Origin of the sequence: Bradyrhizobium sp. LB8.2, from assembly GCF_040548035.1 — a bacterium.
GTDB lineage: Bacteria > Pseudomonadota > Alphaproteobacteria > Rhizobiales > Xanthobacteraceae > Bradyrhizobium.
Genome location: NZ_JBEPQV010000002.1, coordinates 1 through 11,856 on the forward strand (window position 1 = coordinate 1; position 11,856 = coordinate 11,856).

11 protein-coding genes and 1 pseudogene are annotated in these 11,856 nt (G+C 62.3%); 7 read left to right on the forward strand and 5 right to left on the reverse strand.

The features are described from left to right. From ABIB06_RS02480 to cysS, 4 genes and pseudogenes are all read right to left on the reverse strand, one after another. Nucleotides 1–213, reverse strand: a pseudogene (locus tag ABIB06_RS02480) (IS110 family transposase); the annotation flags it as partial. A 143-nt stretch (nucleotides 214–356) separates the two neighbouring features. Then, nucleotides 357–1,955, reverse strand: a complete 1,599-nt coding sequence (cimA, locus tag ABIB06_RS02485; RefSeq protein ID WP_354043724.1) for a citramalate synthase — start codon at nucleotides 1,953–1,955, stop codon at nucleotides 357–359. Continuing rightward, entirely contained in the window at nucleotides 1,952–2,461 is a 510-nt protein-coding gene (locus ABIB06_RS02490) for a GNAT family N-acetyltransferase (RefSeq protein WP_247446713.1), read from the reverse strand. Before ABIB06_RS02490 ends, cimA begins: the two co-directional genes overlap by 4 nt. Continuing rightward, a complete protein-coding gene (gene cysS / locus ABIB06_RS02495) occupies nucleotides 2,461–3,855 on the reverse strand; it encodes a cysteine--tRNA ligase (RefSeq protein WP_354043730.1) in 1,395 nt (464 codons plus the stop codon). The genes ABIB06_RS02490 and cysS overlap by 1 nt, the downstream gene beginning before the upstream one ends. 295 nt (nucleotides 3,856–4,150) lie before the next feature. Here cysS and ABIB06_RS02500 point away from each other — a divergent pair, with 295 nt between their 5' ends. Next, nucleotides 4,151–4,456 (forward strand): hypothetical protein, encoded by a 306-nt coding sequence (locus ABIB06_RS02500; protein WP_247446711.1) that lies wholly within the window; start codon nucleotides 4,151–4,153, stop codon nucleotides 4,454–4,456. A gap of 130 nt (nucleotides 4,457–4,586) precedes the next feature. Further along, nucleotides 4,587–5,774 carry a DUF2865 domain-containing protein gene (locus ABIB06_RS02505; protein WP_354043735.1) on the forward strand — a complete coding sequence of 396 codons (1,188 nt, stop codon included), beginning with the start codon at nucleotides 4,587–4,589 and terminating at the stop codon, nucleotides 5,772–5,774. Between the two features lie 51 nt (nucleotides 5,775–5,825). On the opposite strand, the gene ABIB06_RS02510 is transcribed toward ABIB06_RS02505, so the two are convergent. Continuing rightward, nucleotides 5,826–6,734: a DUF2189 domain-containing protein gene (locus ABIB06_RS02510; RefSeq protein ID WP_354044569.1), complete on the reverse strand. Its 909-nt coding sequence runs from the start codon at nucleotides 6,732–6,734 to the stop codon at nucleotides 5,826–5,828. A gap of 567 nt (nucleotides 6,735–7,301) precedes the next feature. On the opposite strand from ABIB06_RS02510, the gene ABIB06_RS02515 reads away from it, so the two are divergent. The 5 genes from ABIB06_RS02515 (at nucleotide 7,302) to ABIB06_RS02535 (ending at nucleotide 11,833) form a co-directional block, all read left to right on the forward strand. Then, nucleotides 7,302–8,135, forward strand: a complete 834-nt coding sequence (locus ABIB06_RS02515) for a cytochrome c oxidase subunit II (protein ID WP_247340812.1) — start codon at nucleotides 7,302–7,304, stop codon at nucleotides 8,133–8,135. A gap of 78 nt (nucleotides 8,136–8,213) precedes the next feature. Beyond that, nucleotides 8,214–9,989 (forward strand): cbb3-type cytochrome c oxidase subunit I, encoded by a 1,776-nt coding sequence (locus ABIB06_RS02520; RefSeq protein WP_247340814.1) that lies wholly within the window; start codon nucleotides 8,214–8,216, stop codon nucleotides 9,987–9,989. Then, a complete protein-coding gene (locus tag ABIB06_RS02525; RefSeq protein WP_247446708.1) occupies nucleotides 9,986–10,693 on the forward strand; it encodes a cytochrome c oxidase subunit 3 in 708 nt (235 codons plus the stop codon). The genes ABIB06_RS02520 and ABIB06_RS02525 overlap by 4 nt, the downstream gene beginning before the upstream one ends. A gap of 15 nt (nucleotides 10,694–10,708) precedes the next feature. Then, the gene (locus ABIB06_RS02530; protein ID WP_354043744.1) at nucleotides 10,709–11,431 is read left to right on the forward strand and encodes a heme-copper oxidase subunit III family protein; all 723 of its coding nucleotides are present in this window, start codon (nucleotides 10,709–10,711) and stop codon (nucleotides 11,429–11,431) included. Nucleotides 11,432–11,440: 9 nt separating this feature from the next. After that, complete coding sequence (locus tag ABIB06_RS02535; RefSeq protein ID WP_354043747.1) at nucleotides 11,441–11,833, forward strand: cytochrome C oxidase subunit IV family protein; 393 nt, start codon at nucleotides 11,441–11,443, stop codon at nucleotides 11,831–11,833. Nucleotides 11,834–11,856 lie beyond the last annotated feature (23 nt).

Sequence of the window (11,856 nt, forward strand, 5' to 3'; positions counted from 1 at the left end):
TCGCGCCAGGGCCTTCTGCTTCAGCTCGGAAAACAGCTTCAAAAGTTCCGGAAGATCGCCGGCCTTCACGCTGTGTTTGGACATCTTCTCGCTATTGCCCGGCGACAGCGAGGTCACCAGCCATGTCGAACGGCTCAGTTCCAAAGACACAAAAATTGCGCCAAACTGCGTGCGGATAGCGGTCGGTCCGTCGGAAGGATGATCGAGCAACATCGTCGTCTCCAGGTTGGGTGGTATTGCAACCTCAGTCTGGCCTCAGACTTGGTCGCTATCCACTCCCCATGGAATCTTCGTCGCGAAGGGTTCCTCGCAATGACGGCGTTTTATGGCGCCGCCATAGCTCACCTCACTATCCCCTACGCCGGCGCCCCCGACTTCACCAGCTTGTAGATCACCGAATCCATCAGCGCCTGGAACGAGGCGTCGATGATGTTCGGGGACACGCCGACCGTGGTCCAGCTGTCACCGTTCTCGTCCTCGCTCTCGATCAGCACGCGCGTGACCGCGCCTGTGCCGCCGTTGAGGATACGCACGCGGTAGTCGATCAGCGTCAAACCCTCGATGTATTTCTGGTACTTGCCGAGATCCTTGCGCAGCGCAACGTCGAGCGCATTGACGGGGCCGTTGCCTTCAGCCGCCGAGATCAAATGCTCGCCGGCGACGTCGACCTTCACGACAGCGAGCGCCACGGTGACGCGCTCGCCGTGCGAATTGTAGCGCTGCTCGACATTGACGTCGAACTGCTCGACCTCGAAATAATGCGGCACTTTGCCGAGCGTGCGGCGCGCCAAAAGCTCGAACGAGGCGTTGGCGGATTCATAGGCATAGCCTTGCGCCTCGCGCTCCTTCAGTTCCTCGACCAGCCGCGTCAGCTTCGGATCGCTCTTCTCATAGGCGATGCCGGCGCGGTCGAGCTCGGCGATGACATTGGAGCGGCCGGCCTGGTCCGACACCAGCACCTTGCGGTGGTTACCGACCAATTCAGGCAAGACGTGCTCGTAGGTCTGCGGATCCTTCAGCACCGCGGAGGCATGGATGCCGGTCTTGGTGACGAAGGCGCTCTCGCCGACATAGGCCGCATGCCGGTTCGGCACGCGGTTGAGCATGTCGTCGAGCGTGCGCGAGACTTTGACCAGGGTCGCGAGCTTCTCGGACGTGACGCCGATCTCGAAGGCGTCGGCAAATTCCTGCTTCAGCTTCAAGGTCGGGATCAGTGAGCAGAGATTGGCGTTGCCGCAGCGCTCGCCGAGGCCGTTCAGCGTGCCCTGGATCTGCCGCGCACCGGCGCGCACCGCGGCGAGCGAATTCGCCACCGCCTGCTCGGTGTCGTTATGGGCGTGGATGCCGAGATGATCGCCGGGGATGTGCTTTGCCACCTCGGTGACGATGGCCTCGACCTCGTTCGGCATGGTGCCGCCGTTGGTGTCGCATAGCACCACCCAGCGCGCGCCGGCCTCATAGGCAGCCTTGGCGCAGGCGAGCGCGAAGGCGGCGTCCTCCTTGTAGCCGTCGAAAAAGTGTTCGCAGTCGAGCATGACCTCGCGGCCGGCGGCCTTGGCCGCCCCGACGCTGTCGCGGATCGAGGCGAGATTTTCCTCCTTCGTCGTCTCCAGCGCGACACGCACCTGATAGCCTGAGGCCTTCGCCACGAAGCAGATCGCGTCCGCCTTCGCCTCCAGTAGCCCGGCGACGCCGGGATCGTTGGAGACCGAGCGCCCTGCCCGGCGCGTCATGCCGAAGGCGGTGAATCGCGCATGATGGAGCTTGGGCTTGGCGCCGAAAAACTCGGTGTCGGTCGGATTGGCACCGGGATAGCCGCCCTCGACATAGTCGATGCCGAGATCATCGAGCATCGCCGCGATGACTTGCTTGTCCTTCAGCGTGAAATCGACGCCATTGGTCTGCGCGCCGTCGCGCAGCGTGGTGTCGAAAAGATAGAGGCGCTCCTTGCTCATTGCAGTGCTCCCGACGCGGGTCCGGTGCCGAGCGTCTTCTGCATGGTGGTGTTGGCGAGCCACTCGTCGTTGACGGTGATGCTGTTGCGCTGCATGGCGACATAGCCGCGCTTGGCAAAAAAGCCCTGCGCGTTGTCGCTGGCGTCGACCGTCAGCTTGTCCGCGCCCCGGCCGCCGGCAAGCTTTTCCAGCGCATCGACGAGCATCGTCGCCAGCCCCTGCCCGGCCACGGCCGGATGCACATAGAGCATGCGGATGTGATCCTTGTCGCGCAGCGACGCAAAGCCCACCGCTGATCCCTCGAGCGTTGCGATCAGCGTCAGGTCTGAGGCGAGCCGATTGCCGAACTCTTCGCTCTCGGCCGCCTCCATCCAGGCCTGCTGCTGCGCTTCGCTGTAGTCGTCGCCGGTCAACTCCTCGATGCTTGCTATGAAGATCGCGGCGAGAACCGGCACGTCGTCCGGCAGGAACGGCCGCAAGCCAGGCTTTGGAAGCGCATGTGCCATCACGCCAGCTCCCAGGTCGTCACCGGCTTGCCGTCCGCGTCCTTGCCGTCCTTGAGCACCACGCCCTTGGCGACGAGTTCGTCGCGAATGCGGTCGGACTCCCTAAAGTCTTTTTGCGCACGCGCAGCCGCGCGCGCCGCGATCAAGCGGTCGATTTCGCCGGCGTCGACGCCAGTTGCCTGCTGCTTGCGGCTTTCCCATTGCGCAGCGCTCTCGGACAGGAAGCCGAGCAGACGCAGCGACCCCGCCAGGGCGCTCACATCGGTGCCACGCAGGCTGTGCAATGCCGCGATCGCGAGCGACGTGTTGAGGTCGTCGAGCAGCGGCTCGACGACGGATGCGGCCGGCTGGCCGGGCGCGACGTCGGCCGCGACGCGATACCAGTCGTCGAGCGTCCTGGCGCTCTCCTCCAGCGACTTCATGGTCCAGTCGATCGGCGAGCGGTAATGCGTCTTGAGCATATTCAGGCGCAGCACCTCGCCCGGCCAGTCCGCAAGCAGTTCGTGGATCGTGACGAAATTGCCGAGCGACTTCGACATCTTCTCGCTCTCGACCTGCAGGAAGCCGTTGTGCATCCAGTAGTTCGCCATGCGCTCCCGGTGGAAGGCGCAGCAAGTCTGCGCGATTTCGTTCTCGTGATGCGGAAACACGAGATCGATGCCGCCGCCATGGATGTCGAAATGTTCACCGAGATGTTTCCAGGCCATCGCCGAGCACTCGACGTGCCAGCCGGGCCGCCCCTGCGCGGCGATGCCGGCCGGCGACGGCCATGACGGCTCGCCCGGCTTGGACGGTTTCCACAGCACGAAGTCGGTATTGCCCTTCTTGTAGGGCGCGACATCGACGCGGGCGCCGGCGACCATCTCGTCCAGCGAGCGATTGGACAGCGCGCCATAGCGCGGCAGGACGGAGTTGGCCGCGTTCATCGCCTGCGGCGAGAACAGCACATGGTCCTCGGCGACATAGGCAAAGCCGCCGGCGACCAGCCTTTCGATGATCTCGCGCATCTCGCCGATGTGCTCGGTCGCGCGCGGCTCGACGCTCGGCCGCAGCGCGCCGAGCGCATCGACGTCGGCGTGAAATTGCCTGCCGGTCTGCTCTGTGACTTTCCGGATCGCTTCGTTCAGCGGCAGGCCGGGGAAATCGCGCGCGGCGCGGTCGTTGATCTTGTCGTCGACGTCGGTGATGTTACGGACATATTTGACGTGGGCCTCGCCATAGAGATGGCGCAGCAGCCGAAACAGTACGTCGAACACGATCACGGGCCGCGCATTGCCGATATGGGCGAAGTCATAGACGGTCGGTCCGCAGACATACATGCGGACATCCTTCGCATCGAGCGGCACGAAGGTGCGCTTTTCCCGGCTCAGCGTATCGTAAAGGCGCAATTCCATATGGATACCCGTCGGCTGTTGGCCGGGCGTCCAGGGCTCTCAATGGTTTTGAGATAAAGACGGCTCCAGCCAGCGAATCGCTAGCTAATAATCTCGCGGCAAATGGCGCAAATGGCGAGGAGACCGTTCATGCGGCGACATATGGGCCACGAAGGGCCCACGCGTCAAGGGAGCCGCGGAAATGCCGTCTTACCTCCGCATCGCGCGGCTGCCCCGCCTTGATGGTTCATCATCCTTAACCATTTGAGCCCATTCTGGAACTGGCAGTTCCTTCTTTTTTGCCCCCGGTGTTTTCATGCGATCATTGCTCGCGCTCATTTCCTGCGCCTCCATCCTTGCGGCATCCAGCGCTTTCGCCGAGACGCGCATCTTCATCATCGCCAACCAGGCGGACGGCTACGGTGTCGACCAGTGCCTCGCCAAAAGCGAGAAATGCGGCTCGCAGGTCGCACGCACCTATTGCCAGTCACGCGATTTTGCCCAGGCTTCGGCCTATCGTCGGGTCGATCCCGACGAAATTACCGGCTCTGTCCCCAAATCCGGCGCAAACTGCTCCCATGGCCATTGCGACGAATATGTCGCAATCACCTGCCAGCGCTGAATCCACTCGGAACTGGCGTATCTTAGGCGCAATCTTTGGCCCCTGAAACGACGTGACGATGCCGCAGGAAGCGGCTATGGGAGGGCGCGCTTCGGCCCCCCAAATCACGCGTGGCCGTGACCTCGCTAGAATGGCGGATATGCCTGAATTTTTGTCGCTCTCCCGTGCTCGCTTCCTCCTTGCCTGCACCGTGCTCCTAAGCACGGTCGTGCTTGTCACCGGCGCTTTCGCACAGGCCGGCCCGCCCGGGCCGCCGCCTCAGCCCGGCCAGAACGGGCTTGGACCGAATCCGATGTGCGTGCGGCTGGAGGGCCAGCTCGCCGCGCTCGATCGTAGCGGTGGCGGCGGTGACCCCGCGCGCGAAGACCAGATCCGCCGCTACCAGGAGTCCCAGACCCGGCAGCAGGCCGAGCTCGACCGCGTCACCATGCAGGCCAAGCGCATGGGCTGCGATTCCTCCGGCTTCTTCTCGCTGTTCAGCGGCCAGTCGGCGCAATGCGGTCCGGTCAACACCCAGATCCAGCAGATGCGCGCCAATCTGGACCAGATCACCGGCAATCTCGAACGCCTGCGCGGCGGCGGTCCCGGCGGCTTCAGTCCGGAGCGCGACAACCAGCGCCGCTCGGTGCTGGCCGCGCTGGCGCAGAACAATTGCGGCCCGCAATATGCCAACGCCGCGCAGTCGCAAGGCGGCAACTTCCTGAGCAATCTGTTCGGCGGCAACAACCCCAACAGTCCACAAGGCGTGCCGCCCTCCGATCTCGGCCCGCAGTCAGGCACCTATCGCACCGTCTGCGTGCGCACCTGCGACGGCGCCTACTTCCCGGTCTCGTTTGCGACTGTGCCCGCGCGCTTCCCCGACGACGAGAAGACCTGCAAGGCGCTGTGCCCGGCCGCCGAAGCCGTGCTCTACACTCATCGCAATCCCGGCGAAGACATGAACTCGGCGGTCTCCACCAGCGGCCAGCCCTACACGGCGCTGCCGACCGCGTTCAAATTCCGCAGCGAGTTCAACCCGTCCTGCTCCTGCAAGGCCGCGGGCCAGACCTGGGCCGACGCGCTGAAATCGGCCGACGACAAGGCGTCGGCCGAGCAGCAGGGTGACATCATCGTCACCGAGGAGAGTGCCAAGAAGATGCAGCAGCGGCAGCTCACCAAGGGCACGCCTGCCACGGCTGCGAAGAAGGGCGCAACGCCGCCCCCGGCCACGGCCGGCACACCGGCCGCCGCACCGCCCGCCGATACTGGCACCGCTGCGACCACCGAGAACAAGCCGATCCGTTCGGTCGGACCGACCTTCATCCCACCGAAGCAATAATTCTGCACCAATCTCGAGCCAAGTGGGCCGCCGGGAGCGGCCCTCTTGCTGTTACTGCTCGCCCTCGCGGCTCCACGGGAAGAGATTGGCCGGAAAGTCCGCCGCATAGCGCCGCCCCTTCGGGGGCGGCGGCGGTTCATCAGGTGGATTCGGATTCGGCTCGACCACCCTCCGGTAAAGATGCCAAGTGGCATGACCGAGCACCGGCAGGACGACAGCGAGACCGACGAAGAGCGGCAGTGAGCCGATCACGAGCAGTGCCGCGACGACCAGCCCCCACCCCGCCATCGCAACCGGATTGGCCGCCACCGCCCGCAGGGAGGCCCGGATCGCATCGATCGCCGTCGCATGCCGATCGAGCATCAATGGAAACGATACGACGCTGACGCATAGGGCCGCGACGGCAAACAGGAAGCCGACACCGCAACCGACGATGATGAGCGACCATCCTTCCGGCGTCGTCAGCACGCGGGTTGCGAAGTCAGGAATGCTTGCGGCCGCCGCGTGACCGAAGATGGCGACATAGATCGCGTTCGCGACGCCGATCCAGACCCCGAACAGGACGAGCAAGAGAACGCCGAGCTCGAGCATGGCGCCGAAGGACGGTGCACGCAAAACCTTGATCGCGTCCCACGCCTCGACCTCCTCGCCGCGCTCGCGGCGACGGCTGAGTTCGTAGAGACCGATCGCGGCAAAGGGCCCTATCAAGGCAAATCCGGCCGCCAGCGGAAACAGCAGCGGCAGGACCGAATGGCCGAGGACCATCCTGAACAGGACGAGACCGAGAACGGGATAAATCAGGCATACAACGACCGCGTGACTCGGCATCGCCTGGAAATCCTCCCAGCCCAGGCGCAGCACCTCTCTCAGGTCGGACAAGCCGATCTTGCGAATGGGATAAGAGACCGCCTCGCCGAACAGGTGCCGTTTTACGATGTTGTTGGAATAAAGAGTGGCCATGGACACACCCTCCTCTGCTGAAATCGCCGCGGCGAACCGCGCGCTTTCCGGCCGCGCGCATCCGCCTTTATGTGCGGGAGACGCGATCGAGCCGAATACGGCAGTTCCAGGCTCAACGAGGAAGGAGCTTAGCCGGACGAAACCCGTCGCGACCTGCGCTCCAAGCTTAGCGCGGGCGCATCGGAATGACCAGCGCTCCCACTTGGTGAATTGTGTTTCGCATATTTTGTGCGATGCATCACATCGAGAATGCAACTGGCGCTCGCCAGCTTGCACCGCGACAGGAATCGTCGCGCCAGCGAAGCGCGTTTGACATGCTATTGACGTCGGGTTCGCAGGGGATCATTCTAAAAGCCTAGACGCCCCCAGCAGTGAGCGGTCGCGATCTTTCTCTTGAATGTCGCGACCGGTTGAATGGGCGAGACAAGAGGCGCGGCGATGGCGCATCTGTCAGTATAGATGCCAGCACAAGAGAAGAGTCCGCCATCGCGACCAATGTGAGCTTCGCCCTGGATTCGTATCCGCAGCCTTCGATGGCGCAGCCTTCGATGGCAAGGATGGATCAGGATGGCTGTCGCACTGATACTGCTTTTGGTCGCGATCGGCTCGGTGCTGTTTCACCTTTACAGCCCGTGGTGGTGGACGCCCATCGCCACTAACTGGAGCTACATCGACCAGACGATCAACATCACATTCTGGATCACCGGATTCGTCTTTACCGCGGTCGTTGCATTCATGGCCTATTGCGTCTTTCGCTTCCACCATAGGGAGGGAAGACAGGCAGACTACAATCCCGAAAACAAAAAGCTTGAATGGTGGCTCAGTATCGGGACCGGCATCGGCGTCGCCGCCATGCTCGCACCCGGCCTGGTCGTCTGGCACCAGTTCGTGACGGTGCCCGCAGACGCCACCGAGATCGAAGTCATGGGCCAGCAATGGCAATGGAGCTTCCGCTTGCCGGGGAAGGATGGTCGGTTGGGCACGTCCGACGTCGGCAACATCAGTCCAGACAATCCGATGGGCCTCAATCGCAGCGATCCGCATGGCCAGGATGACGTCGTGATCGAGAACGGCGACCTGCATCTTCCAACCGGCAAGCCCGTCAAGGTTCTGCTACGCTCCGTCGATGTCCTGCACGATTTCTATGTGCCGGAATTCCGGGCCAAGATGGACATGGTCCCAGGCATGGTCACCTATTTCTGGATAAGGCCGATCCGAACCGGGACCTTTGATGTTCTCTGCGCGGAACTATGTGGCGCCGCTCATTATCAAATGCGGGCCAAGGTGATCATCGAGGAAGAGAGCGACTATCACGCCTGGCTCGATCAGCAGAAGACGTTTGCCGAATTATCCGGCCCAAAGGCCGTCGTGAGGGCGACGTACCAATCGGGCGGCAAATAGGGAAATGCCGCTGCGAACATGGATCGGGCGCGTGAACCAACTCATCGCCCCCGAAGGAAACGACCGAGGAGGTGCTCTATGGTCGATGTTCCATATGATGGGATCACAGGCATTCCGCCTGCCGAAGTGCCTGAAGTCGAGCTCTACCATCCGAAAAGCTGGTGGACGCAGTACGTCTTTTCGCAGGACGCCAAGGTCATCGCCATCCAGTACTCGCTGACAGCCTCGGCCATCGGTCTCGTGGCCCTGGTGCTGTCGTGGCTGATGCGACTGCAACTGGGATTTCCCGGCACCTTCTCCTTCATCGATGCCAACCAGTACCTCCAGTTCATCACCATGCACGGCATGATCATGGTGATCTATCTGCTTACCGCATTGTTCCTCGGAGGCTTCGGCAACTACCTGATCCCGCTGATGGTCGGAGCACGGGACATGGTCTTCCCCTATGTGAACATGCTGAGTTACTGGGTCTACCTGCTCGCGGTCCTGGTGCTGGCTTCGACCTTCTTCGTGCCCGGCGGCCCCACCGGCGCCGGCTGGACGCTGTACCCGCCGCAGGCGATTCTCTCCGGCACGCCCGGACAGGAATGGGGCATCGTCCTCATGCTGTCCTCCCTGATCCTGTTCATCATCGGCTTCACCATGGGCGGGCTGAATTACGTGGTGACCGTGCTGCAGGCACGCACCCGCGGCATGACCTTGATGCGTCTGCCCTTGACGGTGTGGGGCATCTTCACCGCCACCGTTATGGCGCTGCTGGCATTCCCTGCGCTGTTCGTTGGCTCGGTGATGTTGCTGCTCGACCGTCTGCTGGGAACCAGCTTCTTCATGCCGTCGCTGGTCGAGATGGGCCAACTCAGCAAATATGGCGGTGGCAGCCCGCTGCTTTTCCAGCACCTGTTCTGGTTCTTCGGTCATCCCGAAGTCTACATCGTAGCTTTGCCCGCCTTTGGCATCGTCTCCGACCTGATCAGCACGCATGCGCGAAAAAACATCTTCGGCTATCGCATGATGGTCTGGGCAATCGTGGCGATTGGCGCGCTCAGCTTCGTCGTGTGGGCGCACCACATGTATGTGAGCGGGATGTACCCATATTTCGGGTTCTTCTTCGCCACGACGACGCTGATCATCGCCATTCCCACCGCCATCAAGGTCTACAACTGGGTCCTGACCCTTTGGCGTGGCAACATACATCTCACGATACCGATGCTGTTCGCGCTTGGATTCATCGTCACCTTCGTGAACGGTGGGCTTACCGGCCTATTCCTCGGCAACGTCGTGGTCGATGTGCCGCTTTCGGATACCATGTTCGTCGTCGCGCATTTCCATATGGTGATGGGCGTCGCGCCGATCATGGTTGTGCTAGGGGCGATCTATCACTGGTACCCGAAGGTCACGGGGCGAATGTTGAACAACGTTCTGGGCCAGTTTCATTTCTGGGTCACGTTCCTCGGCGCCTACCTGATCTTCTTCCCCATGCACTATCTCGGGCTGCTCGGCGTTCCGCGCCGATACTTCGAGCTCGGCGAGGCGGCGTTCATTCCGCCGTCCGCCCACTCGCTCAACCAGTTTATCACCGTGGTCGCGTTGACGGTTGGCTTCGCCCAGATGGTGTTCCTGTTCAATCTGGCCTGGAGCCTGTTCGAGGGCGAGCCGTCGGGGGGTAATCCTTGGCGAGCGACGACGCTGGAATGGCAGACGCCGGAGACGCCGCCAGGGCACGGCAACTGGGGCAAGGAACTCCCGGTCGTCTATCGTTGGGCCTATGACTACAGCGTGCCGGGTGCTGCTGAGGACTTCATTCCACAGAACCAGCCGCCCACGACGGGGGCCATTCAGGGAGCTGCTCCGTGAGCGCCGTTATCCTGTTCCTGGGCGTGATCGCGGTCATCGCCGGATGGTGGCTCTCGCAGCAACGGCTGACTGCCAAACCGTGGCTGGAGGCGGGTCCGATCGATGACTTCCCAGGCACAGGCGCAATGACCTGGCCGGCAGCGAAGGTCGGACTTGGCGTATTCCTCGCCGTCGCCGGCTCGCTGTTCACACTTTTCATCAGCGCCTACTCCATGCGCATGAACATGGCGGACTGGCGGACAATGCCCGTGCCGACGGTACTGTGGTTCAACACGGGCGTGCTGGTCATAAGCAGTGTCGCATTGCAATGGGCGTACGTTGCGACGCGCCGGAACGACATCGACGGCGCCATCGTCGGTCTGCTCGCCGCTGGAGGGGCAGCGATCACGTTTCTCGCAGGACAGCTTCTCGCGTGGCAACAGCTGAACGCCGCCGGCTATTTCGTGGCGTCCAATCCGGCCAATGCCTTCTTCTACATGATCACCGCGGTGCACGGGCTGCACCTGACCGGCGGTTTGGTGGCGCTCGGCAGGACCACAGCCAAGGTATGGCACCGTAACGCCGCGACGGCCGAGATGCGCCTGAGCGTGGAGCTCTGCACCATCTACTGGCATTTCCTCCTGCTGGTCTGGGTTGTCCTGCTCGGTCTCCTGACGGGTTGGACGAACGATTTCGTCGACATCTGTCGCCAGTTGCTGAGCTAGGGAGGGTGAAAACAGATGGCTGAGACTGTGCTGACGAATACGGGGCAAGGTGCTGGGCGACTTCCGGGCTGGCAAGGCATCGCCGCGGATTGGGCTTCTGATCAGCGCGCCTTCAAAAACGTGTCCTGGGGCAAGGCCATGATGTGGATCTTCCTCCTCAGCGACACCTTCATTTTCAGCTGTTTCCTCCTGTCCTACATGACGGCACGGATGTCGACGATCGTGCCATGGCCCAACCCAAGCGAGGTCTTCGCGCTTAATCTCGGCGGCAAGGACGTCCCCCTCATCCTGATCGCCATCATGACCTTCGTCTTGATCAGCAGCAGTGGGACGATGGCGATGGCCGTCAATTTCGGCTACCGCAGGGATCGCGTCAGGACCGCAATCCTGATGCTGGTCACGGCAGCATTCGGCGCGACGTTTGTTGGCATGCAGGCCTTCGAATGGACAAAGTTGATCATGGAGGGCGTTCGCCCCTGGGGCAACCCGTGGGGCGCGGCGCAGTTCGGCTCTTGCTTTTTCATGATCACCGGATTCCACGGCACCCACGTCACGATCGGCGTGATCTTCCTGATTGCAATTGCGCGCAAGGTCTTGCGGGGCGACTTCGATGTCGAAAGGCGCGGCTTCTTCACGAGCCGGAGAGGCTATTACGAGATCGTCGAAATCACCGGCCTGTACTGGCACTTCGTCGATCTCGTGTGGGTGTTCATCTTTGCGTTTTTCTATCTTTGGTGAGGTCGGCGCATGACAAATGCCACGGTACACATGGAAGGACAGCTCCAGGCTCATGTGCATGACGCAGTCGCACCGGCGGCGGCACACGCCAAGGGCCAGCAGCACCCGATCAAACTCTACCTCGTGGTCTGGGCATGGTTGTTCGTGCTCAGCACCTGCTCCTATCTCGTCGACTATTTTGGCCTGCACGGCAGTCTGAGATGGTCGCTGATCCTGCTGTTCATGGTGTTGAAAGCCGGCCTCATCGTTGCCGTCTTCATGCACATGGCCTGGGAGCGGCTGGCCCTAGCCTATGCCATCCTGCTACCGCCGGTCGCGGTGTTGGTTTTTGTGTCGATCATGGTGCTTGAGTCCGAGTACACGCACTTGCTTCGAGTGGTGTTTTTCGCGACGCCGTTGTAGGACCCGCGGGCTCGCCCAAGGCA

What these genes read in the sequence shown, in the direction of transcription:
- ABIB06_RS02505 (WP_354043735.1), top strand. Translation starts at nt 4,587, where the DNA reads ATGGCGGATATGCCTGAATTTTTGTCGCTCTCCCGTGCTCGCTTCCTC.
- ABIB06_RS02510 (WP_354044569.1), bottom strand. Translation starts at nt 6,734, where the DNA reads ATGGCCACTCTTTATTCCAACAACATCGTAAAACGGCACCTGTTCGGC.
- ABIB06_RS02535 (WP_354043747.1), top strand. Translation starts at nt 11,441, where the DNA reads ATGACAAATGCCACGGTACACATGGAAGGACAGCTCCAGGCTCATGTG.
- cysS (WP_354043730.1), bottom strand. Translation starts at nt 3,855, where the DNA reads ATGGAATTGCGCCTTTACGATACGCTGAGCCGGGAAAAGCGCACCTTC.
- ABIB06_RS02490 (WP_247446713.1), bottom strand. Translation starts at nt 2,461, where the DNA reads ATGGCACATGCGCTTCCAAAGCCTGGCTTGCGGCCGTTCCTGCCGGAC.
- ABIB06_RS02530 (WP_354043744.1), top strand. Translation starts at nt 10,709, where the DNA reads ATGGCTGAGACTGTGCTGACGAATACGGGGCAAGGTGCTGGGCGACTT.
- ABIB06_RS02515 (WP_247340812.1), top strand. Translation starts at nt 7,302, where the DNA reads ATGGCTGTCGCACTGATACTGCTTTTGGTCGCGATCGGCTCGGTGCTG.
- ABIB06_RS02500 (WP_247446711.1), top strand. Translation starts at nt 4,151, where the DNA reads ATGCGATCATTGCTCGCGCTCATTTCCTGCGCCTCCATCCTTGCGGCA.
- cimA (WP_354043724.1), bottom strand. Translation starts at nt 1,955, where the DNA reads ATGAGCAAGGAGCGCCTCTATCTTTTCGACACCACGCTGCGCGACGGC.
- ABIB06_RS02520 (WP_247340814.1), top strand. Translation starts at nt 8,214, where the DNA reads ATGGTCGATGTTCCATATGATGGGATCACAGGCATTCCGCCTGCCGAA.